We start from the raw sequence: 23,764 nt of genomic DNA on the forward strand, positions 1-23,764 counted from the left end.
CTTGTTGCCTGGACCTAAAGACGTATGCCTTTTCAGAATGCCCCCGCCTCTCTTGCGAGCGCCCTTGCTGCTCGTGGGTATGATTCCGCAACCCCTGTTCAGGCGGCTGTTATCGCCCCTGAAGCCGAGGGGCGGGACCTGCTGGTTTCAGCCCGCACCGGCTCCGGTAAAACCGTAGCCTTCGGGCTGGCCATGGCCAGCACCCTGCTTGAAGAGTCTGGCCGCTGCCCGCATGCGGGTGCACCGCTGGCTCTTGTTATTGCTCCAACCCGTGAACTTGCCCTGCAGGTTCGGAACGAACTGGAATGGCTGTACGGTCAGACCGGTGCCCGCATTGTCTCCTGCGTAGGCGGTATGGAACCGCGCAAGGAAGCCCGTGCGCTTTCTGCCGGGTGCCACATTGTTGTGGGAACGCCAGGCCGTTTGTGTGACCATCTGTCACGCGGGCAGTTGAACCTGTCCAACCTGCGCGCCGTTGTGCTGGACGAAGCGGACGAAATGCTGGACCTCGGCTTCCGTGATGAGCTGGAAACCCTGCTCAAAGCCATGCCGGACACGCGCCGCACCCTGCTGTTTTCCGCTACCATTGCGCGTGAAATTGCAGCCCTTGCCCGCCGCTACCAGCACGATGCCCTGCGCATTGACACACAAACCGGCAGCGCACCGCACAGCGACATTTCCTACCGCGCCATTTTGACAGACCAGTCCGATATGGCTGGCTCCATTGTTAATGTTCTGCGGTTGATGGAATCTCCCTCTGCAATCGTATTCTGCCACACCCGTGAAGCGGTGCGCCAGTTACAGGCCATTCTTACGGAACGTGGGTTCTCCTCCGTCGCCATTTCCGGTGATCTGGGGCAGAACGAACGCAGCCGCGCCATTGAAAGCCTGCGCCACGGTCAGGCCCGTGTATGCGTGGCAACAGACGTGGCAGCCCGTGGTATTGATATTCCGGACCTTGGTCTGGTTATTCATGCAAGCCTGCCCTCCAACCCGGCAACGCTGCTGCACCGTTCAGGCCGTACAGGCCGTGCGGGCCGTAAAGGCACCTGCGTTCTGCTGGTTCCTGCAAGCCGCCGCCGTCTGGCGGAACGCCTGCTGGAAGCCGCAAAGGTTGAAGCTGAATGGAGCGGTGCCCCAACACCGGAAGCCATTGCCAATGCTGACGCCGAACGCCTTCTGGCTGCCCCGGCACTGAATGTGCAGGTGCCGGAAAGCGGTGAGATGCATGACCTGATTGCCAAGCTGACGGAAAGCCATTCCTCCCAGCAACTGGCCGCAGCTCTGATTTCCATGTGGAGCCAGAACCTGCCAACACCAGCCAGTGTGCGCGTGCTCTCCCCCGGCTCTATCAAAAAAGCCCCGCGTGAGAGAACCCGTGACGGTGAACGCCCGGAACGCGGTGAACGCAGCGAACGTGGCCCGCGTGAAGCAGGCTCATGGTTCCGTCTGTCCGTTGGGCGTGAAGACAAGGCCGACCCAAAATGGCTGGTGCCTATGCTGTGCCGCTTGGGTGGTATTAAAAAGCAGGACATCGGGGCTATTCGCATTCAGCCAGACCATACTCTGGTGGAAATTGCGCAGGATAAAGCTGAACGCTTCCAGTCTTGTGCTGCTGCAACTGATCCGGATGAGATCTCTGTTGAACCTGCAGAAGCCCCCCGTCAGGGTGGTTTCCGTGGCAAACCGGGCGGCGGTGCCGGACCGGGTGCTGGCAGCAAGCGCCCACCCCGCAAAGGTGGCGCTGGTGGTGGCGGGGATCGGCCTTTTAAAGGGGCAACCAGCCGCAAGCGTAAAAGCTTCTAAAGCTTGATTACAAAAACGGCCCTTCCATCTGGAAGGGCCGTTTTTTATTGCACCGCTTTGCAGAGAGGCAACTTGCCTCTCCCCCAAACCTCTTAGAGTTTTGGAAGGCTGGTTGCGTCTTTCCAGTCCGCTTTCAACCGGTCTTTTTGGGACTTAATGGCGTTGCGTGTGCTGTCGCCCGTGTTGTTCCAGCTTTTTTTGGTTGTATCGTACTTGTCCTGCGTGGCCTTCAGTTTATCCTGCCATTTCTGGCGTGTGGCCTCATCCGCAGTCTTGATTTTGTTTTCTACAGTGTTTTTGGACGTATCAAACTTGTCCTGCCACTTCTGACGGGTTTCCTCGTTTGCGTTGTTCCACTTATCCTGCGCATTTTTACCGGCGTTCTTTATGCTGTCACGCTCAGACTCAAGCTTTTTGCGGGTTGCCTCGTCAGTATTCTTCCATTTGTTCTCAGCTTCTTTTTGCGTGTTGCTGACTTTGTCCTGCCATTTCTGGCGGGTTTCATCGCTGGCATTATTCCATTTGTCACGCGCTGCCTTGCCTACATCCTTGACACTATCGCGCTCGGATTCAAGGCGTTTACGTGTGGAGGCGTCCGCGTTGTTCCACTGCTCCTTGGCCGTTTTCTGAGCAGAGTTCAGTTTGTCCTGCCACCCTTGTTTGGTTTGATCAGCGGATGACGTCAAACTGTCACGGGCATTTTTGAATGTATCTTTGAAGCTGGATGACAATTGCTTCGTATCATTCTTGACAGCACTCCGTGTGTTGTCCCACCCCTGTTGTACCTGCTCTTGCGCGGAGGCAACGGTTCCAGACAGCATAAGCGCTGCAAGGGGTAAAACCACCATGGAAATTTTTTGAATGGAGCGCATGAATAATCCTTTCCTTATCCCTGATAATCAGCAGGGTAACGGCAGTGTGTTAACCATGACATTTTGTCAAAAAAACGCCTTGGCTCCTTCCCGCTAGAAAGCACCGCACAGAACCATTTGGTTTTATTTCTCTCTGTACACAGGAATACTTAATGTCCGCATCATTTCTATCAAAAAAGACGACATCTACCAGACCACCTCACTCCTTGCCGGGTTGTGCCGCTTTAAGTCTTTCGGCTTTTCTGTGCCTGTCCGTTGCGCCACTTTGCGCCACTGCGGAGACAACCGCAGCCAAACCTGTGGCTGCACAGACAGACGCCACCAAAACCGCAGCCCCTACATTTGAAGGCGCGGCAGCCCTTTTGCCGCCAGACTCTCTTACGCATCACACAGAAACCTTCGCGGGGCATAAAATTGCGTACACAGCCCACGCCGGTACGCTTGTGCTGCGTGATAACGCTGGCAAGCCGACAGCCCGTGTTTTTTATGTTGCTTACACACAAGACGGTGCAGATCCTGCAAAACGCCCTATCTCGTTCTTCTTTAATGGTGGGCCGGGTGCTGCCACAGCTTACCTGCATCTGGGTGCTGCTGGCCCAACCGTTCTGTCTTTCCCGACCGGTAACCCGACAGATGGCGCCAACGCCAAATTGGCCCCCAACCCTGATAGCTGGCTCCCGCAGACGGACATGGTGTTTCTGGATGCACCCGGCACAGGATGGTCCATTCCGGTTGACGAAAAAACAGCGGATAAAACTTTTTACGGCGTAAAGCAGGATGCCAGCGCGTTTGCCAAGGCTATTCAGCTCTGGGCCAACACTAACAAGCGCCTTGCCTCCCCACGGTATCTGGTTGGCGAAAGCTACGGCGGCATTCGCTCCATAGAAGTAGCCGATGCCCTGGCACAACAGCAGAACCTGATGGTCAACGGCATTGTCATGATTTCCCCAGCCCTTGATATGCTGTTGCTGGATACCGCCAACAGCCCGCTGGCGTCTGCGCTTCTGCTGCCTTCTTTTGAGGCCTCGCGTCTGGCGCTCCAGCACAAGCTTTCCCCGGACACTGCGGCACATCAGTTGGACGAAGCCTACCACTATGCCCTGGGGCCATATCTCTCCACACTGGCCAACACGCCCCTCACCGGCGAAGACGCCAAGGCATTTTATACCGATGTTGCCACTCATAGCGGCCTGCCGCTGGACGTTATTACCAAAGAACGCGGTGCGCCTCAGCCTTTCGCCCATGACGTCCGCAGCCGCGATGGCCGGTTATACACCCTGTATGATGGCACCCTCTCCATTGCTGACCCCTTCCCTGAAGGGGTAGATAATGGCGACAGCCCCGACCCCACTCTTTCAGGGTTTGGGCGCGCCTATGGCAGTGCATTTGAGCATTATGCTGCCGACAGCTTAAACTTTCACACTGACCTGTCTTACAACTTGCTCAGCATGAAGGTGAATGCCGCGTGGGACTTCAAAGGCAATGGTGAGCCAGTTGCCCGCCAGATACCGGTTTTGCGCCGCCTGCTGGCCCTTAACCCAACCCTGCGGATTTTTATTGCCAATGGGTATTATGATCTGGCGTGCCCCTTTGCCAGCTCACGCTGGGTTGCCGAGCATATTCCTGTAGGCCGTAACCGTATTGGGCTGCACCTCTACCCAGGTGGGCACATGCTTTATACACGCACTGACAGCCGCGCCGCCCTTGCGCGCGATGTGCAGGCATTCCTCAGCCCCTGACCCCAAAAGCTGCGCCCCAAAACCGACACTCGTTTTGGGGCGCAATGGCTGAAGTCACTCCATAAGTCAGAAAAGCGCCCTTTATGGACACTCTCGCTCAACTCCCGACACAGGAGACACAACGCCTGCATTTGGCGCCTCTGAATGAAGGCCATGCAGAGCCACTCCAAAAACTCACAAATCATAAAGAGATTACGGAGATTGTGCATTTTCTTCCGACCCCGTTTACTCTGAAAGATGCGGAAACACTGCTTGCGGGCAAAGGGGATGGAAAAGACCGCCTTGTAGGCGTCTGGCTTAAAAACCAGCCAGATATGGTGGCCGTGATTGGCACGCATCTTCTGGAGCCTCAGGACATTGAAGTTGGATATTGGGTACACCCTGAGCATCACCGCAAAGGCATTGCGATGGAAGCCGTCTCAGCAGTGATTGCCATGCTTCAAACGCATTTCCCAAAAAGACAGATTATTGCTGAATGCCGACCAGAGAATAAGCCTTCTTGGCTCTTGCTCGAAAAACTGGGCTTTCGTGACACCTTGCAGGCAGGTCACAGGCCCGGGCGCAGCAAACTAGCGCTGCACCCCACCGCCAGTACCACGGCATAAAAAAAGGCGGGAGAGGAAACCCTCTCCCGCCCTTTCTGGACGAAGCAAAAGCTGCGTTCTGACAGATCAGCGCTTGCTGAACTGGAAGGAACGACGGGCTTTGGCGCGACCGTATTTCTTACGTTCAACCTTACGGGAGTCACGTGTCAGGAAGCCTGCGGCTTTCAGAATGCTGCGCAGTGCTGGTTCGTAGTTGGTCAGCGCGCGGCTGATACCGTGACGAACTGCACCAGCCTGACCGGACAGACCACCACCGGTGACCGTGCACACAACGTCAAACTGGTTGTAGCGGTCAGCAACCAGGAAAGGCTGGGTCAGCAGCATACGCAGAACCGGACGGGCAAAGTAGGTGCCAACCGGACGGCCGTTTACTGTGATGTCGCCTTTACCAGGCTTGATCCATACGCGAGCAACGGCGTCTTTACGACGACCCGTAGCGTAGGAGCGGCCCTGCGCATCGCGCTTTACTTCATAGACAGGGGCTTCAGGAGCTGTAGCAACAACATCCTTCAGATCAGCCAGCGTGCCTGTACGTTCCTGAGTTTCAGACATGATGCTCAGCCTTTCTGCGCGTTAACGACGTTTTTGCGGTTCAGAGCCGCAACGTCCAGAGTCTGCGGCTTCTGACCGTCATGCGGGTGCTCTGCACCAGCATAAACATGCAGGTTGCGCATCTGCTGGCGCTGCAGCGGACCACGGGTGATCATGCGCTCAACAGCTTTTACAACAACGTGGTCAGGGTTCTTGCCACCCAGACGCTGTGCAATGGTGCGAGTCTTGATACCGCCGGGGTAACCCGTGTGGTAGTGGAACAGCTTCTGACCAGCTTTGTTGCCCGTCAGTGCCACTTTCTCAGCGTTGATGACAACCACGTGGTCGCCACAGTCAACGTGTGGGGTGAACTGGGGTTTGTGCTTGCCGCGCAGGCGGTTAGCGATGATGACGGCGAGACGACCAAGAGCGAGACCTTCGGCATCGATCAGGATCCAGTTCTTCGTCACCTCCGCAGGTTTCAGCGAGAGGGTGGTCTTCATAGAGTATGATTCCGTTAAGACTGTAGGCTTGTAAAGATGGCGCGTTATGAGGGGTTGCCATCTTTCAGTCAAGAGGAATTGGCGTTCATGGCCGATATTTCAACGGTTTTTCTTCAGGTAACATGTTACCGTACCACCCCTTGCAGGCACCCCCCGCAGTGCATTAAAGGAGTCTGGAGTTGAAGAATTTCTCGTAAAAACAAGCAGGATTTCCGGCTGGTGAAGAAAAACGTTCTTATTACCGTAGGTGGCCTGGCCGCCCTTGCGTGCCTTGGGTGGTTTGGCGCCCGCCACGCAGAGCATGCCATGCTTGATAAGAGCATTGAAAGCTTCCGGCAGAGTCTGGGGTCCGATACCTCCCTCACCTACCAGAAAGCCTGGCCGGGGATGCTGGGGCGTAGCGTCAAGTTTGAGGGGCTTGTGCTCCGTCAGGGACCGGAAACCCTTACGGCGGATGAAGCCGAAATTTCCAAGCCCTCAACATCGGGCGATGACTCCCGCCGAATCGGCACCCTCTCTTTTCATAACTTTCAGCTGGCAGACCCTGCTGGCAGCCTGAGGTTAGACAGCCTGCTGATGGAGGGGGTAACCCTACCCGCCAAAGCAGATGACCAGCAGGGCATTCCCGCGCAGGGACTAGAGATCAAGCACGCAACGGCCAGCCAGCTACATGGCTTTATCAGCAGTTTGCAGTCTGATATTTCCGCAACCTCTGTGTCTGTTGAAGATTACGGTGGCAACAGCCCCTCCAAACTTGATGCACAGGCTGTGGCACTTTCCACTGATGTCGCGCCCCAACGCCATATAAAAGCGGCTTCTATTCTCATTGATGGGCTAGACCTTGCAGGGCTGTATGCCAGCCTTTCCACCGGCACACCCTATACAGCCCGCAATGGCTCTCGGGATATCCGGGTTGATAAGCTGTCCGTTGATGGCACAACGCCCCTGATGCATGTGGCAACCCTGCGCTCCCACGCCACCAGAACCGACGCGCAGGAAAAAGAAGTCTCCAGCCTTGATGGGCTGGAACTGTGGCCGGATGTTCCCAACCTCTCCATTCTGCCGTCTCTGGGGTATGACCACTTTCAGGGCAATCTGCTGCTCAGCGATACGCATGACTTCAAAGCCAACATCTTCCATGTGGATGATTTCCGGCTTGATGGTAAGGACATGGGCCGTTTGAACCTTGAAGGGGACTTTGGCCAAACCGAAACAACGGCCCTGCTGAGCGCCAATGCTGCCGATATGCCGGTACGCAGCATGACGATCACTTATAAGGATGGTGGCCTTGTGCCCCGCGCCCTGAAAGCCTCTGCTGATGCCCGTGGCATAAAGCCAGAGGAACTGGTAGCACAATTACAGGCTCAGTTTGGTCCCCAAGGACCAACCCCCTCACCAGTTCTGGCATCTTTCAGTTCTTACTTGAGCCGAACCGGCAAAGGCCCGCTCACAATAACCGTCAAGCCGCAACAACCTGTGCCACTTCTGGCCATTATTGCCAGTGCCGGGATGGTGGCTACAAACCCACAGGTTGCCAGACAAATCGGGTTATCTGTTAAAGTGCCTTAACAGATCGCCCAGATCTTATACGTTTCAAAAAAGGGGCCATATTGGCCCCTTTTGCATGTCTTATTGTGTCTTACGCACAAGAGAAGGCGGAGGCTGCGGTACCTCCGCCCGTCTTTTTATTGGGTCTGCAGGAACCGACTGTTCAAACGTCATGTCCTTCTGTGGTGGTGTCACCAGACGTTGAAAGTAAATTGCGCGGTCATGCCGAGAAACCCAGACCCGGTTGTGCCTCAGGAAGTCCGCCCCGAGCAAAGCTGTACCATCAGTCTTGATACGAGACACTTCCAGCACAGGCTGGTCAAATGTTTCCGTCCCTATTTGCAGGCTACTAAACCGATGAACATGGCCTCTGACCTTATGCTCATCTATCCCTCCTGAAATAGACAGAGGATTTGCTTCCAACTGCTCCTGCGTTACACCCGCCCGGTGCGCGTGCCGCTCTGTCACCACTGTTCTGAATGCGCCGCTATCCAGTAGTGCGTCTATGCTGCGTGTGTTGTTGAGCTTAATGTTCAGGCCAATACGGTTATGGTCTTCAGGCACCATGTCCACCTTGGCATTTGGTCCATCCCACAAAGGCGTAGGAGATGGGCAGTCCTTGACCTCATCGTAAAGGTTGATGGTCTGTTTTTGCAGATCAAAAACCACATCGTAAGAGCTTAGGAAGTCAGAGCCGAACAAGCCAACAACAGGCTCACCGTGAAAGGTGCCAATATCGCCGGGAGAATCGAGTACAAGAACATCGTGCGTGGTCCCTGTGCCCAGTCCGAGCGTATCAATCTTGTAGGGGATTGCCGCGTAAGACCCGCCAACACCATGCATCCACAGGTCGCCGGGCAAAGCGGATAACCCGAGCGTTTTGACAGCCCTGCGGGACAGAGTAGAAAATTCGGCACCACTATCAACCAGCATGATAACACGCCGGCCATTAATGGTGACATGCACCAGTGGCGAACCATGGGTGTTCAGAACAGGCAGTGTTCCCAACGTCCCAACCCGACAGCCATGCTCCTCTGGTGCAGCACAGGCGGCCAGGCTGGCCAGCATGGCCCCCAGGAGTAACGTCTTGAGGTTAGGCATCCTTCCGCCCAAAACCGCGTGGCTTGAACGGAAAAACGCCCGCACGCTCAGTTTCCCTTACGGGCTGCACCACCGCGCGGACGCACGGCAGGCAACATTTCTCCGGTTACGGCGTAGTAGACGCGCTCCGCAATATTGGTTGCATGGTCACCAATACGTTCCAGATTTTTTGCCACGAAGAGCAGATGAATGCATGGCCCGATCTTGCGGGGGTCTTCCATCATGTAGGTGACAAGTTCACGGAACATGGCTGTGTACAGCTCGTCTACTGCTGTATCCGCGTTCCAGACTTCCATGGCGCGTTCGCTGTCGTTACAGGCCATGGCATCAATGGCTTTATGCAGGTTTTCCTGCACAAGACGCCCCATATTGCGCAGAGCGCTGAACGACATTGCTCCATCCAGAGGCTCAACCTTCAGGGCACGACGCGCGATGGAGGAGGCGTAATCGCCAATACGCTCAAGGTCACCGGTGATTTTCAGCACGGCAACAATCAAACGCAGGTCAACGGCCATAGGGGCACGCAGCGCCAGAATACGGATTGCCAGACTTTCGGCATCCCGCTCCAGCGTATCAACCTCAACATCCAGTTCGGGCGGTTCCAGAGCCGCTTCTTCGTTCTGGTCCACCACAGCCGCGATCGCTTGTGCGGTCTGGCGCTCAACAAGGCCACCCATGCGGGCTACAATACCACGCAGGCGGTCGAGTTCCTGATCGTAACGGGTAACGGTATGTGCTGGTTCTGTACCCATAACTCTGCCCTCCTTGCTCAGCCAAAGCGGCCGGTAATGTAATCCTGCGTACGGCTCTCACGCGGTGTGGTGAACATGCGTGCCGTGCTATCCACTTCAACCAGTTCACCCAGATAGAAAAAGGCCACCTGGTCCGCACAACGGGCGGCCTGCTGCATGTTGTGGGTTACAATGGCAATGGTGAACTCGGTTTTGAGTTCATCAAGCAGTTCTTCAATACGGGCTGTGGAAACCGGGTCCAGCGCACTGGTGGGCTCATCCAGCAGGATGACTTCCGGGCGCGTGGCAATGGTCCGGGCAATACACAAACGCTGCTGCTGACCGCCTGACAAAGCTGTTGCGCTGGCTTGCAAGCGATCTTTCACCTCTGGCCACAGGGCAACACGGCGCAAGGCATCTTCCACCCGGCCATCCATCTCGGACCGGCCAACGCGTTCATGCAGGCGGATACCGAAGGCAATGTTGTCGTAAATGGACATGGGAAAGGGCGTTGGCTTCTGGAACACCATGCCAATGCGGGAGCGCAACTGGTTGAGGTCCACTCCGGGAGCCAGAATGTTCTGCCCATCATACAGAACCTCACCCGTTGCTTTCTGGCCGGGGTAGAGGTCATACATTCTGTTGAGAACACGCAGCAGGGTGGACTTCCCGCAGCCGGAAGGCCCGATCATGCCGGTTACGCTGCGCTCTGGGAAATCAAGCGAAATACCGTGTAACGCACGGGACTTGCCGTAGTAGAAATCCAGATTGCGCACCTGAATGGCCAACGGCGTGGCCTGTGCTGTATTGGTGTCCAAAGGTTCAGCCTGCATGGTGCTATTCATGGCTTGTCCGTTCATGTCCGTCCTGCGCGGATGCCCACCCGCACCACAATATTAATAATCAACACACCCAGCGTCACCAGCAGCGCGCCGGTCCAGGCCTGCTGCATCCAGTCCTGATAAGCGGACCCTGCGTACTGGTAAATTGCCACTGGCAAGCTGGCCATGGGGCGCCGCATGTCAAGCGACCATTCGGAGTTACCAAGTGACGTAAACAGCAGGGGTGCCGTCTCACCCGCCACACGTGCAATGGCCAGCAGAACGCCGGTCAGAATACCGCCGCGGGCCGCTCTGACACAGATAAAAAGAATAACCCGCCATTTTGGCGCGCCCAGCGCAATCCCTGCTTCACGCATGGCAACAGGCACCAGACGCAGCATGTCTTCAGTGGTCCGCACCATGATGGGCATGGCCAGAATGGCCAGAGCGACAGCCCCCGCAAAACCGGAAAAATGGCCCAGCGGGGCAACCAGCACCATGTAAATAAACAGGCCGATCAAGATGGAAGGCGCTGAAAGCAGCATGTCCGATACAAAGCGCACGGCCCGTGCAAGACGGCTAGTGCTGCCATATTCGGCCAGATAAATGCCCGTCATCAACCCGGCAGGCGCACCAAGTAAAATGGCAAGCCCGGTTTGCAGCAGGCTCCCCACAATAGCATTGGCGAGACCGCCACCCTGCCCCGGAGCGCCCATGGAGCGCGTAAACAGTGCCGCTGTCAGCCCCGGCAGACCATTTTTGAGCAGGGTCCAGAGAATGGAGCCGAGCACGAACACCACAAGAAACGTGGCACACCAGCTCAACACCGTTGCAAACCGGTCCATCATTTTACGTTGGGCCGCAAGGGACCGTGAACGGGAAGACGGGGTGCGTGTGGCGGTCTGGCTGTTCATCAGCGTTTTCCTGCCTGTGATTCGCTCCGTACCAGTAGAACGCGGGAGCACCAAAGGGTGATAAACGAAATAGCCATAAGAATGGCCCCAAGAGCCATGAGAGAGGCCAGCTTCAGGCTCCCGGCAGGGCTTTCAGGAAACTCAAGCGCAATAAGGGACGCAATAGTGTTGGATGGGGCAAACAGCGACCAGCCAATGTGGTTGCTGTCACCAATAACAAAGGTAACCGCCATGGTCTCACCCATTGCACGGCCCATACCCAGCACAATGCCGCCTACAACCCCGTGGCGTGACCAGGGCAGCACGACCTGACGCATCACTTCCCAGCGGGTAGCGCCAAGACCGTAGGCGCTCTCACGCAATACGGTGGGCATGGACACGAACACATCCCGCATGACGGCGGTGATGGACGGCATGATCATGATAGCCAGAATCAGACCGGCGGTCAGAAGCCCTGTGCCGAATGGTGCGCCAGAAACCAGAGCAGAAAGCCCCGGCACATGCCCGAACAGGTGGCGCGCCGTTGGCTGCACATAATGCGCCATTGGCGGAACCAGCACAAAAAAGCCCCACATCCCGAAGATGATAGACGGCACGGCGGCCAGAAGCTGCACAGCCATACCAATGACCGATGAGAGCGCTGGCGGCGCAAGAGCCGTAAGCCAGAAAGCCGTACCAAAAGAAAGCGGAATGGCGATGATCAGGCCAATGGCGCTACTGGCCAGCGTCCCGAAGACGGGAGCGGCCGCGCCAAAATGCTGGCTAACCGGGTTCCAAGCAGCCGAGAACAGAAAACCGGGACCAAACGCCTTGAAAGCAGGAATGCCCCCTACCGCCATGACCGTGATGATTGCACCAAGCACCAGCAAGACGCCAATGCCTGTGGTGAGAACCAACCCCTTGAACAAGGGGTCTCCCGTCATGGTGCTCTGGTGACGCTGCTTGACCATTGTCTGGGCAGGCTGCTGTGAGGTTCCGTCCATCTGCTCTCCGTTTCCGATCGGCAATCGGGCGAAGCGAGCAATACTGAACCCCTAGCCCGCCTGCAACCGAATGATGGTTTTATAGCCTCTAAAAGCCATATTTATCATAAAATTGTAGTATTATCTGGCCCAAAACGACCCAGACACAGTCTCCCCCCTGACAGAAGGGCCTTTGTGCCGTAAGGTGCACGCCCCCTGTAAACCACGACCAGACAGAAAGACCCTCAGCAATGGCCGGCTACCGCTCCCGCACTACCACCCACGGCCGTAACATGGCAGGTGCCCGCAGCCTGTGGCGCGCAACAGGCATGAAGGACTCAGACTTCGGCAAACCCATTATTGCCGTTGCCAACTCCTTCACCCAGTTTGTACCCGGCCATGTGCACCTCAAGGACCTTGGGCAGCTTGTCTGCGAGTCCATTGCGGAAGCGGGCGGTATTGGTCGTGAATTTAATACCATTGCCGTTGATGACGGCATTGCCATGGGCCATGGCGGGATGCTGTACAGCCTCCCCTCCCGCGAATTGATTGCGGATGCCGTTGAATACATGGTCAACGCACATTGTGCGGATGCGCTGGTGTGCATCAGCAACTGTGATAAAATTACGCCCGGTATGTTGATGGCCTCCATGCGCCTGAACATTCCGACCATCTTTGTATCCGGCGGCCCCATGGAGGCCGGACGCGTGACACTGGATGACATTGAGCAGCGCGCTGACCTTGTAACCTCCATGGTTGCCGCCGCTGACCCCACGGTAAGCGAAGCGGACTCCGAGATTATTGAACGCTCCGCCTGCCCCACCTGTGGGTCCTGCTCCGGCATGTTCACCGCAAACTCCATGAACTGCCTGACCGAAGCACTGGGCCTGTCCCTGCCCGGCAATGGCAGCCTTGTAGCCACACACGCTGCACGCCGGGAACTGTTTGTAGAAGCGGGCCGCCGCATTGTGGATCTGGCCCGCCGCCATTACGAGCAGGATGATGCCAGCGTGCTGCCACGCAGCATTGCCACCATGCAGGCGTTTGAAAACGCCATGTCTGTTGATATTGCCATGGGTGGCTCAACCAACACGGTATTGCATCTACTGGCAGCAGCCCATGAGGGCAGCGTGCCCTTCACCATGAAGGACATTGACCAGCTTTCCCGCCGTGTGCCCAACCTGTGTAAGGTCTCCCCTTCCCGTGCAGATGTACATATGGAAGATGTGCACCGTGCCGGTGGTATTCCTGCCATTATGGGTGAACTGGACCGGCTGGGCCTGCTGCATAACGATATTCCAATGGTACATGCCCCATCCCTTAAAGAGGCACTGGCCAAGTGGGATATCCGGTCTGAAGACGGTGCAGGCAAAACAGAGGCACGCGAATTTTTCCGGGCAGCACCGGGTGGTGTACGCACCACGCAGGCGTTCTCTCAGGCCAGCCTTTACAAGGAACTGGACACCGATCAGGCAAAAGGTGCCATTCGTGATGCCGCCCATGCTTACAGCAAGGACGGTGGTCTAGCCGTACTCTACGGCAACATTGCCGAGGACGGTGCCATTGTTAAAACCGCAGGTGTTGCCGCCGGTTTGGAAACCTTCTCCGGTCCGGCCCGTATTTTTGAAAGTCAGGATGCCGCCGTTTCGGCCATTCTGACCGACAAAATCAAACCCGGAGACGTGGTCCTGATCCGCTATGAAGGCCCGAAGGGTGGACCCGGCATGCAGGAAATGCTGTACCCCACCAGCTATCTGAAATCCAAAGGGCTGGCCGAAAAATGCGCCCTGATTACGGATGGTCGCTTCTCTGGCGGCAGCTCGGGCCTGTCAATTGGTCACATCTCCCCAGAAGCCGCTGAAGGCGGCACCATTGGTCTGGTAGAAGAAGGGGATATTATCGAAATTGACATCCCCAACCGCCGCCTTGCTGTTGCAGTTGCGGAGAGTGAACTGTCTGCTCGTCGTGAAAAAATGGACGATAAGGGCGATCAGGCCTGGCAGCCAAACCGTGAGCGCGTGGTCTCCAATGCCTTGAAGGCCTATGCGGCCCTGACCACCAGCGCAGCACGTGGCGCTGTACGTGACGTATCCCAGCTTAGCCGCCGCACACCACGGTAACGCACGCCTACAAAAACGCCCCTCACACCAACCTGATGTGAGGGGCGTTTTTTACAGAAAAACCTTTAATATTTATACACGGCCACGCCAGAGCCACACCACAAGAAATGGCACAAAGAAATAACAGGCCACACCCGCAATAAGAATAAGAAGAACTGAGTACAGTTCTATGTGTAAGCCTATTTTGCAGATGTAATTAGCTGCTCCAAGCATTCCCAGCACACATAAAAACCCACCCATATTGGCCAGAAGTGACCGACCATCGTTCAGTTCTTCCATTTTTTGCAGGAAGCTGGACTGTCTTGTGGGGGGTGTTGGCATGGGAACTTCCTTAACCTGAATCCGGCATACAGCGAACCAGAGAGTAACCGTGCTCGCATGATTGTCTCTGCTCATAAATCGATATGCCTGAGAAGTCACCCGCTGTTTCTACACAGCCGCCCCCACAGGATTTTGAGCATTAACATGGACTTAGAATATCCCCACTTTCAAGCAGGCCTGTCATACGTTTTTTGAACACACAGAGCCAATTGACATTTTGCCATAATGGCTGAAGAGAGAGCCAGTTTTTACAATCGCGTCGGTCTGCGCCAAAGGGTGCAGATGTCATAAGGCACAAACCGTAATGACCCTTCTCCAGAGTCAGCTTCCCATTTCTGCAAAGCGCGAGCAGCGTTCAACCCTGATAGGACTGAGCGCCGTATTGTGGTGGAGTGTCAATGTTGGCTTGGTGCGGGGCGTAAGCAATGCTTACGGTCCCGTTGAGGGCATGGCGCTGATGTACACAATAGCTGCCATTTTGCTGATTATCGCCTCCGGCAAACCAAAATTTGAGAAGCCATCCTTTGTCTATCTGCTGTGTGGCGGCGCCCTGTTTGTAGGGACAGAGTTATCCTTTGCGTTATCCATTGGGTATGCCAGCAACAACCGTCAGGCCATTGAAGTAAGTATGATCAACTACTTATGGCCAACCTTCACCATGATTGCGGCTATTGTGCTGAATGGTCGCAAAGCAAACAAACTGATTTTCCCAGGCGTTATGATCTCGGCCCTTGGTGTGTTCTGGGTGCTTGGCGAAAAAAACGGCATTAATATTCAAGAAATATGCGGGGATATTGCCAGCAATCCATTAAGTTACGGCCTTGCCTTAAGCTCCGCCGTTCTCTGGACGCTTTACAGCACAGTAACGCTGCGTATGGCGCGTGGTAAAAATTACGTACCGTTCTTTTTCATCATGGTAGCACTGGTGCTGTGGGGTGAATTTCTGCTGCACGGCGACAGTAAACTGGTGCTGAATACTGATGGCCTCATCTATCTTTTTGGAGGCGCGGCAGCCATTTCTGGTGGCTATATCACGTGGAATACTGGCCTGCTGCATGGCAATGTGACCGTTATGGCGGGGGCTTCTTACTTTATTCCTGTTCTTTCCGCTGTTTTTGCCGCGTTTTTTCTCCATACCACTCTTACGGCAGCATTCTGGAATGGGGCAGCCATGGTCTGCACCGGCTCTATTCTGTGCTGGCTGGCAACACGCAGTAAAGCCCCTAATACGTCCCTGCCCCCTCATGGTGATTGTGTGCCATCTTAAGACTATAGGGCACCTGAATAGTGCCTCGAAGATTTGGTAGCAGCTACCAAACGCCGGTGCGATTACAGCAGACCCTATTCTAACAGGCGCACGTTAGAATTAGAGCTTCCAGTGCCTGAATGACCCCTAAATAAAAAAAGAGCGCCCACACGGAGCGCTCTTTTTTACTGACACAGCCCACTAGAGGCTGCGTGAGCGTTTTTTATTGTGCTGGAGCTGCTGGAGCTGCTGGAGCTGCTGGAGCTGCTGGAGCTGCGCTATCAGACTGCACCCCTGCTGCAACCGGATTCTGCGGCGTTACGGTGTCATTTTTGATGATGTAGGAGATGGATTCCATCCGGGTAATATCAATAACGTCCCCAACTTTCAGCGTGCTCAGGAAGTCACGCATCGCTTTGGTACGCAGCACAGCAACGTGCGACGTATCATCGTCCGTTACAAAAGATATCGTGTGCGTCGGCAGGTCTATCGTTTCAACTTTGGCACGTTCGCGGCGGAAAGACGCAATAACGCCATGGGGGTGCCCATGCACATAGCCACGGGCTGTTGTGAGCGTTGATTCTGGCAGCGGGCTACCCGGCTGCGCAATATCCGCACCCAGCGTTTCCACAAAGCTGATGCTCAGCTTGTCACCAGGGTTTACGCGCGGCAGGTCACGGATGCTGGAACCATATTCAATGGTGATCAGGTGGCCATTGGCTTCACGCAGCAGCAGTTCACGCGCATCGTGGTCAACAGTTTCCACAACAGCTTGTGCGGACTGGTGCTTTAGCAGCACGGATGCCTGAGCATGCGCCTGTGTGGACAGCCCCACACCCCCTAAAGAAAGGGTGCAAACTGCTACGGAACCAGCGGCCAGAGAAGCAAGACGGGAGAGGAGAGACTGCAATGCCTTTTTCCTTTCTTAAAAAGTGCCTGAACAGCCAATGGCCGCAGACACGAGAGTGAAGAACAATCAATTACTACATGACAGCTTAACACGGACTGAGTAGTCCGCATTGCTCTGTATCATTAACAACACACTTCGGCAGTCAGGCTTCCACAAATTTCTGAAGCTGGCCAATAACCTGCTGACCGGTAATCAGACGCGAACATTCAAACTGGCGGGGCGTGTTTTCGTGCCGGGGGCACCACAGGAAATTATTGTGGTCAAACCGTACACGGGGGTCATTCCAGCAGGAATTACAGGTGTGCCAGTTCATAACCCGGTAGGGCGTATCAAATTCGTTGGTAGGGTGCGTGAAGCCGGAGATCATGACAACCTTGGTGCCTGCGCCCCATGCCAGCCATGCCAGACCGGAACTGACACCAATAAAAGCCTCTGCATGTTTCAGCCACCGCACACGCTCGGACAAAGGCCGGTTGCCTGTCTGGTCTTCTGCGCCATGCGGAATATGGTTCCAGACAATCCCCGTGCCATGCACTGGGCGCTGGTCAATACAGATAACCCGGTACCCGTGTTGCTTGAGATAGGCAATCACCTCAGCCCATCCGGTGGGGTTGTTCCAGTATTTGCATTGTGTGCTGGCCTGCACGGCAATGCAGATATATTTTTCTTCTATGGGACGTGTGTCGTCTTCTGCCGTCAGACGTGTGGGTTCTTCCTGCGGGGAAACGCCCAGAATATACCCTGCCGTGCGGTGAAGGCCGACAAAGCGGAAGTCCGTTGGCTGCTGAATGTTGGCTTCATCATCAAAGAACAGACCAATGCAGTATGTGGCATAGGCCTTGGCACATACCCCTTCTTTCTCCGCATCGTCTGAAGTCATAAGGCGCAAATGAGGGTAGTTGTCTTTCAGCAGCGGTAAAATCAGGCCTGACATCAGGCAGGTTACGCGTGCGCCCCGTTCTTCTGCAAACCGGTTGACATACGGGAACCATGCCAACGTGTCCCCCAGGGTGCCCACAGGAAGCTGAATGACAATATCCTTGTCACGGGCGTCATACTCATGGGTCAGGCAAACTGTTTCTGTGCCATCTGCCTTAATGTCCACAACGTCCAGAGCAAACCGGACATAATAGCGTTTGGCTGACGCAATAGAGGCACCAGTATTTTCGTTCTGAAACAGAATATTGCCGGTATCCAGATCACGCAGGGTGACGCGCCACTTGCCCTCTGTCCGCTGGGGCAGGAGAACCCGGGCACCTAAATTGAAGTCAAAGAAAATACCGTTCCCACCATCCTGGGTAGGCTTCTCCGGCGGCCCAAGATAGGCAGGTTTACCTGCCGGTGGTGCTTCTGGCTGTGTCGGGGCTGCTGCCTGCTGGTCTGGCGCGGCTGCTGCGGGTGCAGTGTCTGCGGCAGACGCGGTGGTAGCTGACGGGGGCGGGCTTTGTACTTCGGTGGGGGCCAACGGATGCTCCTGAAGAAAAGCCCGCCCAGTTATGCCAGGCAAGCTGTCACTTTATCTTTGGTGTTAAAGACTCTCACCAAATAGACATTTTGAATAGGGTCAACTGTTAGTTGCAGCACTTCTTTTTACGAAAGAAGTAAACCACCGTTGCCACCAGCCCGATAAGAATAAGGCCGCGTGCACAAGGGGATTTAGGGCATTTTGAAAGACATTTTTTCATAGCTAACTATCCTTGTCATTCTGTCACGTTCCGAGAGGCCAGAACGTACTTGGCAAGCCTACCGCATCTCAAAGCCTTCGTCATGCCCACACATGACATAATGGCAATACATCTGCTGCACCAGACAGTTAGAGGGCGTCTTACCACCTTCACGGGAGAGCCTTATTGAGCCTGAACAGACAATTTTTCTGCCCCGTGCAGGACAATGCATAGAGACAGAAAAATTCCGCTTTAAGGCACAGTCAGGTAGCCTGGACCGACCGTGGCAACTTCTAAGCCGACCTCTTACAGGGTCAGGATCGTGCTGCCTGTGGTTTTGCGTCCCTCAAGAGCTTCGTGAGCCTGTGCGGCTTCCGCCAAGGCAAAATGCTGCCCGATCGTGGGCTTGAGAATACCTTTTGCCAGAACCTCAAACAACGCTTTGGCAGAGGCCTGCAAGTCCTGCGGCTTGGCAATATAGGTCATCAGGGTCGGGCGGGTCAGGTACAGGCTGCCATGTGCGCTCAGGGCGGCAACATTAAAGTTTTCAACTGGACCGGACGCATTCCCGTAACTGACCATAAGGCCACGTGGGGCCAGACAGTTCAGGCTGGTCTCGAACGTGTCCCGCCCTACACTGTCATAAACCACAGGGACCATGGCCCCGTTGGTTATACGCCGTACCTGCTCAGGCAGTTCGTCTGTCCCGACAATCACGTCCGCTGCGCCACAGGCCCGTATAATCTCAGCCTTTTCCGGGCTGGAGGTTACACCAATAACATGCGCCCCAAGATGCTTGCCCCATTGGCACATAAGCTGCCCTACCCCTCCGGCAGCGGCATACACCAGAATGGGGTCTCCTTTTTTGACGTTATAAACCTGACGGAGCAGCATATGCGCTGACAGGCCACGCAGCATAATACCTGCGGCCAGTTCAAAACTGATACTCTCGGGCAGTTCAACCAACCGGTCCGCAGCAATGGTTCGGTAGTGTGCGTAAGCACCAAGAACCCCTGCATAAGCCACACGGGCACCGGGCTTAAGGGTTGTTACCCCTTCGCCCACGGCCTCAACAATCCCTGCCCCTTCCATGCCCGGTATGGCTGGCAGAGTGGGGAATTTGTACAGGCCACTGCGGAAATAGGTATCAATAAAATTGACGCCCAACGCCACCTGCCGCAGCAACACCTCCCCTTTACCAGGCTGTGGAATTGGGAGTGTTTCGACCCGAAGAACCTCTGGCCCTCCGGTTTCATGCAGTCTTACAACCTGATTGGCGGAAGCGGATGTCATGGCAAGCTCCTTACTGGTCTGTCTGGGTCAGCTACGTTCAGTATCATCATCCCCCAACAGCCGGATAAGAGCTATCAGGTCAGTACGCAGAATTGTGAGAACAAAACGAATAATCTCATCCGTCTGCCCATCCTCTGTTGGCAGTGCGCTGATAACCCCTGCGGCCACGCGGTATTCTTCACCAGACCGGGCAATGGCCTCTTTTTCACAGCGGGTGATAATCCAGTCAAAAGCCCGGTGCATTGCCGCACGCAGGGCCTCGTTTGTGTCCTGCGTTATGACCTCATGCTCTGTTGGCGGGCTGCGCATAATGGCTCTGGCAACAACCAGCGTGTCCATCTGTAACTGGCGCAGTGTTTTGGGCAAGTCGGCCAGCATGGGGTCACGTTGCTCAAGCGGCTTCCAGCGCTCCCGGCGGGCTTCTTCCACAGCCGCCTGCACCTTGCGCAACGAGGCCGCGCAGTCATCATTCATGTCCTGAATGGTCAGCCAGTCACATGCGCCTGTGCGAGCCTGCTCAAGAATAGTGACAATCTTGCGCACGGTAGCGGCTGCGTTGCGGAAGGCGTCCCTCCGGGCCTGTTCGTGCAACACGACGTAGGACACCAGCATGGATACGCTTACACCGAACAGAATGGACAGCACACGTTCCACGGGCCGGAGATACGGGTCATCCTGCGTAGGAAACAGAGTGGCGATCATTAACGTAACAAGCGCCATGCGCGTGTTAGGCCGCCAGGATGCCAGCACCGCCAGCGGCACAAACACCACCCCAAAACTGAACCATAAGGGGAAACGAAACACGATCAGGGTAATGGTGATCACACTCACCAAAGCCCCGATAAGCGTGCCAACAAGCTGATACCGCCCGCTGGACATGGTCTCGGTAATGCTGCTCTGGGTTACAATCACGGCGGTGATCAATGCCCAGCCGGGTTCCTGCAAATGGGCAAGCTGCGCCACAAGCCCTGCCAGAGCTACAGAAACCAGCAGACGGATTGTCTGCCGCACCGTGGCATTGCCCAGCCACGGCACGGAGAGAGAGAAAGTGGGAATACGCAACGCTTCTGCGCTCCGCAGTATTATTGCGCGTCATCCCCATTCAGCGGGAAGGGCACCCAGCGCAGGCCATCAGCATCGTGCACCAGCAGCAGAACGGATTTCTTTTTTGCTTTCTGGGCTGCCTCGATCCGTTTTTTCAGATCTGCCGGAGTGCTCACTTCCGCCTGCTGCACCTCTGTCACCACGTCCCCTTCTTTCAGGCCACGGTCAGAGGCCAGCCCACCATCCTTGACGGATGTAATGAGCACACCTTTCTGGGTTGCAGGCAGATTATATTTCTGGCGGGCAGCGTCATCCAGTTGGCCAGCGCTGAAGCCTAGAGCCGCAAAGCTGACATCCTTGGCATTTTTAGCCGCTGGAGCCTCTTTCTTCTCTGGTTCAGCCGCAGCTTCTGGCAACGCGGCAATGGTCACAGGCAGGTCAAGCACCTTGCCATGACGCCACACCCCAAGATGCGCCACCGTACCCACCGGCAACTGCGCGGACAGGCGCGGCAGGGCCTTGCCTTCAATGGCAACGCCGTTCAGGGTCTGGATAACATCCCCTGTCTGCAACTTGGCCTTGGCAGCGGGACCATCCTTTTCAACCCCGGCAACAAGCGCACCGCGTGCTGGGGTCAGGTTCAGGCCTTCTGCAATTTCTTCCGTCACATTCTGGATACGGACACCCAGCCAGCCGCGTGAGACCTTACCGGTTTTGCGTAACTGGTCGATAATACCCTGTGCCTCGTTAGCGGGAATAGAAAAGCCAATCCCGACCGAGCCGCCGGAGGGGGAATAAATGGCGGTGTTCACACCAATGACATTGCCATCCATATCAAACAGCGGGCCGCCGGAGTTCCCTTTATTGATGGGCGCATCCGTCTGGATAAAGTCATCATACGGGCCTTGGTCAATATTCCGCCCGCGGGAGGAAATAATACCGGCAGTCACCGTACCGGACAGACCAAACGGGTTGCCAATAGCCAGCACCCAGTCCCCTACCCGGCGCTTGTCGCTATCCCCAAAATGTACGAAAGGCAGAGGTTTTTTGCTCTCGACTTTCAGCAAGGCAAGGTCCGTCCGGTCGTCATGCCCAATCTGTTTGGCGGTCAGAACCGTGTTGTCTTGCAGGGTCACCGTCACCTTATCCGCATGGCGGATAACGTGGTTGTTGGTGACAATATAGCCGCTGGCATCAATGATGAAGCCTGACCCCAGCGCCTGCATACGGCGGGGTGGTGCATCCGGGCTGCTCTGGCGGTTCATGAAGTCATGAAAAAACTTCTCAAAGGGTGAGCCCTGAGGGAAATTCGGCATCTGGGGCAGTTGGTCGTCCCCGTCCTCATCGTCTTCATCATCCGTGCTGCCACTTTTGACGGTCTGAGTAGTGGACACATTCACGACCGCTGGCAGCAGACGGGCAGCCAGGTCAGCAAAGCTGTCCGGCACACCATGGCGCATACTGACAGCGGGCGCCGCAGCGGGTGGAGTGACCGCAGCAGGGGCTGCGGCAGAGTCTGAGGCCCAGGCCACGACCGGGCTGGCAACGCCTGCCAGCAGCAGGCAGGACAGGGACGCAGCGCAAAAAAGGCGAACGGGCAGACGCATGGGTGACATCACTCTCACTAATCCGGACACGATAATAAACATCCTCTATCGCACGATCTGGAGCAGACGTCAGCCTTTACCGCCTGACCCTGTTACAGTTTGGCTGTTGCCAATTGCCGACTGCGGCTACGCCGCTTGTCCAGCCACGCAGCCAGAGCAAACAGGATGGTCAGGCCAGTCACATTGACCAGCACCTGTAAGAGAAGGCCATCACCAAACGTGTTGAAGACGAGGCGGGCGTAGAGATCAAGCAACGTCCCCACGACAAAAATTTCTAGGGAGTGCCGCCCAACCCGTGCCAGAATTTGCCCTGTGGTTGATTGGGCTGCCCATGTACGCGCTGTGTCTGACGACTGCACCAGATAGAAAATAGCCATCACATCCAAAAGCCGCAGGGGGGACAGCCAGCTTTTTTCTGGGGTTGTCATCTGCCCAAAGGGACGCAGGTCAGGCAGGTGCCACTGTGCCCACGGAAAGGCCTGAAGCGCTGAAAAGACCAGATAAATCCCACACAACCAGACCAGCGGCCTGATGCGGGGAAAGTCCGCACCGCGCTGCTCTGTCTGGGCGGAGGCCGCTACCCCCAACGCAAACAGGAACTGCCAAGCCAGGGGGTTGAAATACCAGCCATCCGGGTCAAGCCAGTTAGGAAAATTCAGCCCGGGGTCGAGGTTAACCAACATCCACAACGCACCTGACAGAAGCAGGGCGAGGGAACGCTGCGCGCGCATCAGCAGATAGAACACCGGAAAACCGCCCAGCAGCACAATATAGAGCGGCAGGATATTCAGGTTGCTTGGCAGGGCATCAAACATCATGACCCGCCAGACCCAACTCAGGCCGTGGGCAAGCTCTGGCTCCAGAAAATCAACCGGAACCGGGGTATAAGACCGCCATAACCGAATACTGATAACGGACACAAACACCATGATGGCCTGCCCGATATAAAGCTGAAGGCAGCGCCGATAAATCCGTTTCAGGCACTCCACCGTGCCATATTTCCTGAACCCACGGCCATAAGCCAGCCATGACGCATAGCCCGCGAGCAGCACAAAGACCTCCGCTGCATCCGCAAACCCGACGTTGCGCATGGTAAACCGATTGAGCAGACTTTGGGGAATATGGTCCACAAACATCATCAGCAGCGCCACACCCCGCATGGCGTCTATACGGTGGTCCCGGCTGCTGCTTACCGCAGGTTTGGCAGGTAGAGAGGGCGGTTGAGACGCAACTGGCGGGTGGTGCTGTACCGTCATGAACTTACGCGTTATCCCCAATGGTGCGTGGGCTGCCTGCTGTTATACTCTGCCCGACACGGGGTGTCTGCCATATCGTGCAAAATCCTTCCGTTGTCTTTACGCTGTATGACTGGCAGCACAAAACTGGCAGAACCAAGGCAGTTGCACGCACCACCTCTTGACGCAGG

At 55.8% G+C, this 23,764-nt stretch carries 21 protein-coding genes; 6 read left to right on the forward strand and 15 right to left on the reverse strand.

The window, feature by feature from the left end; translation table 11 throughout:
• The first annotated feature begins 24 nt into the window (after positions 1-24).
• Positions 25-1,806, forward strand: coding sequence for a DEAD/DEAH box helicase (locus Abci_RS02385; RefSeq protein WP_048837556.1), 1,782 nt, complete (start codon positions 25-27; stop codon positions 1,804-1,806).
• A gap of 92 nt (positions 1,807-1,898) precedes the next feature.
• On the opposite strand, the gene Abci_RS02390 is transcribed toward Abci_RS02385, so the two are convergent.
• Positions 1,899-2,678 (reverse strand): hypothetical protein, encoded by a 780-nt coding sequence (locus Abci_RS02390; protein ID WP_048837557.1) that lies wholly within the window; start codon positions 2,676-2,678, stop codon positions 1,899-1,901.
• A gap of 152 nt (positions 2,679-2,830) precedes the next feature.
• Here Abci_RS02390 and Abci_RS02395 point away from each other — a divergent pair, with 152 nt between their 5' ends.
• Both Abci_RS02395 and Abci_RS02400 read left to right on the forward strand, forming a co-directional pair.
• Positions 2,831-4,417 (forward strand): S10 family peptidase, encoded by a 1,587-nt coding sequence (locus Abci_RS02395; protein ID WP_146806918.1) that lies wholly within the window; start codon positions 2,831-2,833, stop codon positions 4,415-4,417.
• An 83-nt stretch (positions 4,418-4,500) separates the two neighbouring features.
• Entirely contained in the window at positions 4,501-5,022 is a 522-nt protein-coding gene (locus tag Abci_RS02400; protein WP_048837559.1) for a GNAT family N-acetyltransferase, read from the forward strand.
• 66 nt (positions 5,023-5,088) lie between these two features.
• Here Abci_RS02400 and rpsI read toward each other — a convergent pair whose 3' ends face one another.
• Together rpsI and rplM are read right to left on the reverse strand one after the other, a co-directional pair.
• A complete protein-coding gene (gene rpsI, locus Abci_RS02405) occupies positions 5,089-5,574 on the reverse strand; it encodes a 30S ribosomal protein S9 (RefSeq protein ID WP_048837560.1) in 486 nt (161 codons plus the stop codon).
• 5 nt (positions 5,575-5,579) lie between these two features.
• Positions 5,580-6,056, reverse strand: a complete 477-nt coding sequence (rplM, locus tag Abci_RS02410; RefSeq protein WP_048837561.1) for a 50S ribosomal protein L13 — start codon at positions 6,054-6,056, stop codon at positions 5,580-5,582.
• 219 nt (positions 6,057-6,275) lie between these two features.
• Here rplM and Abci_RS02415 point away from each other — a divergent pair, with 219 nt between their 5' ends.
• Entirely contained in the window at positions 6,276-7,625 is a 1,350-nt protein-coding gene (locus Abci_RS02415) for a hypothetical protein (RefSeq protein ID WP_048837562.1), read from the forward strand.
• Between the two features lie 60 nt (positions 7,626-7,685).
• Here the strand turns inward: Abci_RS02415 and Abci_RS02420 are convergent, their stop codons facing one another.
• From Abci_RS02420 to pstC, 5 genes are read right to left on the reverse strand one after another with little or no spacing between them, the layout of a single operon-like run.
• Positions 7,686-8,705 (reverse strand): retropepsin-like aspartic protease, encoded by a 1,020-nt coding sequence (locus tag Abci_RS02420; RefSeq protein WP_084597488.1) that lies wholly within the window; start codon positions 8,703-8,705, stop codon positions 7,686-7,688.
• Positions 8,706-8,752: 47 nt separating this feature from the next.
• Positions 8,753-9,457 (reverse strand): phosphate signaling complex protein PhoU, encoded by a 705-nt coding sequence (gene phoU, locus Abci_RS02425; RefSeq protein ID WP_048837564.1) that lies wholly within the window; start codon positions 9,455-9,457, stop codon positions 8,753-8,755.
• Between the two features lie 17 nt (positions 9,458-9,474).
• A complete protein-coding gene (gene pstB, locus Abci_RS02430) occupies positions 9,475-10,269 on the reverse strand; it encodes a phosphate ABC transporter ATP-binding protein PstB (protein WP_086651688.1) in 795 nt (264 codons plus the stop codon).
• Between the two features lie 23 nt (positions 10,270-10,292).
• Positions 10,293-11,171 carry a phosphate ABC transporter permease PstA gene (gene pstA / locus Abci_RS02435; protein WP_048837565.1) on the reverse strand — a complete coding sequence of 293 codons (879 nt, stop codon included), beginning with the start codon at positions 11,169-11,171 and terminating at the stop codon, positions 10,293-10,295.
• The gene (pstC, locus tag Abci_RS02440; protein WP_371861406.1) at positions 11,171-12,121 is read right to left on the reverse strand and encodes a phosphate ABC transporter permease subunit PstC; all 951 of its coding nucleotides are present in this window, start codon (positions 12,119-12,121) and stop codon (positions 11,171-11,173) included. Before pstC ends, pstA begins: the two co-directional genes overlap by 1 nt.
• A 263-nt stretch (positions 12,122-12,384) precedes the next feature.
• On the opposite strand from pstC, the gene ilvD reads away from it, so the two are divergent.
• The gene (ilvD, locus tag Abci_RS02445) at positions 12,385-14,253 is read left to right on the forward strand and encodes a dihydroxy-acid dehydratase (protein ID WP_048837567.1); all 1,869 of its coding nucleotides are present in this window, start codon (positions 12,385-12,387) and stop codon (positions 14,251-14,253) included.
• A 72-nt stretch (positions 14,254-14,325) separates the two neighbouring features.
• On the opposite strand, the gene Abci_RS02450 is transcribed toward ilvD, so the two are convergent.
• Positions 14,326-14,649, reverse strand: a complete 324-nt coding sequence (locus tag Abci_RS02450) for a hypothetical protein (protein WP_244877562.1) — start codon at positions 14,647-14,649, stop codon at positions 14,326-14,328.
• Between the two features lie 229 nt (positions 14,650-14,878).
• Between Abci_RS02450 and yddG the strand changes: the two genes are divergently transcribed.
• Positions 14,879-15,841 carry an aromatic amino acid DMT transporter YddG gene (yddG, locus tag Abci_RS02455; protein ID WP_048837568.1) on the forward strand — a complete coding sequence of 321 codons (963 nt, stop codon included), beginning with the start codon at positions 14,879-14,881 and terminating at the stop codon, positions 15,839-15,841.
• Between the two features lie 202 nt (positions 15,842-16,043).
• On the opposite strand, the gene Abci_RS02460 is transcribed toward yddG, so the two are convergent.
• The 6 genes from Abci_RS02460 to Abci_RS02485 form a co-directional block, all read right to left on the reverse strand.
• Positions 16,044-16,730 carry a hypothetical protein gene (locus Abci_RS02460; RefSeq protein WP_048837569.1) on the reverse strand — a complete coding sequence of 229 codons (687 nt, stop codon included), beginning with the start codon at positions 16,728-16,730 and terminating at the stop codon, positions 16,044-16,046.
• 142 nt (positions 16,731-16,872) lie between these two features.
• Positions 16,873-18,195, reverse strand: a complete 1,323-nt coding sequence (locus tag Abci_RS02465) for an autotransporter strand-loop-strand O-heptosyltransferase (RefSeq protein ID WP_048837570.1) — start codon at positions 18,193-18,195, stop codon at positions 16,873-16,875.
• Positions 18,196-18,700: 505 nt separating this feature from the next.
• Positions 18,701-19,687 (reverse strand): quinone oxidoreductase family protein, encoded by a 987-nt coding sequence (locus Abci_RS02470; RefSeq protein WP_048837571.1) that lies wholly within the window; start codon positions 19,685-19,687, stop codon positions 18,701-18,703.
• A gap of 27 nt (positions 19,688-19,714) precedes the next feature.
• Positions 19,715-20,743 (reverse strand): FUSC family protein, encoded by a 1,029-nt coding sequence (locus Abci_RS02475; RefSeq protein WP_048837618.1) that lies wholly within the window; start codon positions 20,741-20,743, stop codon positions 19,715-19,717.
• Between the two features lie 26 nt (positions 20,744-20,769).
• Positions 20,770-22,338, reverse strand: a complete 1,569-nt coding sequence (locus Abci_RS02480; RefSeq protein ID WP_048837619.1) for a DegQ family serine endoprotease — start codon at positions 22,336-22,338, stop codon at positions 20,770-20,772.
• A 92-nt stretch (positions 22,339-22,430) separates the two neighbouring features.
• Positions 22,431-23,594, reverse strand: a complete 1,164-nt coding sequence (locus Abci_RS02485; RefSeq protein ID WP_048837572.1) for an OpgC family protein — start codon at positions 23,592-23,594, stop codon at positions 22,431-22,433.
• Positions 23,595-23,764 lie beyond the last annotated feature (170 nt).

This window comes from Acetobacter cibinongensis (assembly GCF_000963925.1).
GTDB classification, from domain to species: Bacteria; Pseudomonadota; Alphaproteobacteria; order Acetobacterales; family Acetobacteraceae; genus Acetobacter; species Acetobacter cibinongensis.

Coding starts and splice junctions, on each gene's coding strand:
- pstC (WP_371861406.1), bottom strand. CDS start 12,121: ATGGTCAAGCAGCGTCACCAGAGCACCATGACGGGAGACCCCTTGTTC.
- Abci_RS02395 (WP_146806918.1), top strand. CDS start 2,831: ATGTCCGCATCATTTCTATCAAAAAAGACGACATCTACCAGACCACCT.
- pstB (WP_086651688.1), bottom strand. CDS start 10,269: ATGCAGGCTGAACCTTTGGACACCAATACAGCACAGGCCACGCCGTTG.
- Abci_RS02485 (WP_048837572.1), bottom strand. CDS start 23,594: ATGACGGTACAGCACCACCCGCCAGTTGCGTCTCAACCGCCCTCTCTA.
- yddG (WP_048837568.1), top strand. CDS start 14,879: ATGACCCTTCTCCAGAGTCAGCTTCCCATTTCTGCAAAGCGCGAGCAG.
- Abci_RS02385 (WP_048837556.1), top strand. CDS start 25: ATGCCTTTTCAGAATGCCCCCGCCTCTCTTGCGAGCGCCCTTGCTGCT.
- Abci_RS02450 (WP_244877562.1), bottom strand. CDS start 14,649: ATGAGCAGAGACAATCATGCGAGCACGGTTACTCTCTGGTTCGCTGTA.
- pstA (WP_048837565.1), bottom strand. CDS start 11,171: ATGAACAGCCAGACCGCCACACGCACCCCGTCTTCCCGTTCACGGTCC.
- phoU (WP_048837564.1), bottom strand. CDS start 9,457: ATGGGTACAGAACCAGCACATACCGTTACCCGTTACGATCAGGAACTC.
- ilvD (WP_048837567.1), top strand. CDS start 12,385: ATGGCCGGCTACCGCTCCCGCACTACCACCCACGGCCGTAACATGGCA.
- rplM (WP_048837561.1), bottom strand. CDS start 6,056: ATGAAGACCACCCTCTCGCTGAAACCTGCGGAGGTGACGAAGAACTGG.
- rpsI (WP_048837560.1), bottom strand. CDS start 5,574: ATGTCTGAAACTCAGGAACGTACAGGCACGCTGGCTGATCTGAAGGAT.
- Abci_RS02390 (WP_048837557.1), bottom strand. CDS start 2,678: ATGCGCTCCATTCAAAAAATTTCCATGGTGGTTTTACCCCTTGCAGCG.
- Abci_RS02470 (WP_048837571.1), bottom strand. CDS start 19,687: ATGACATCCGCTTCCGCCAATCAGGTTGTAAGACTGCATGAAACCGGA.
- Abci_RS02480 (WP_048837619.1), bottom strand. CDS start 22,338: ATGCGTCTGCCCGTTCGCCTTTTTTGCGCTGCGTCCCTGTCCTGCCTG.
- Abci_RS02420 (WP_084597488.1), bottom strand. CDS start 8,705: ATGCCTAACCTCAAGACGTTACTCCTGGGGGCCATGCTGGCCAGCCTG.
- Abci_RS02400 (WP_048837559.1), top strand. CDS start 4,501: ATGGACACTCTCGCTCAACTCCCGACACAGGAGACACAACGCCTGCAT.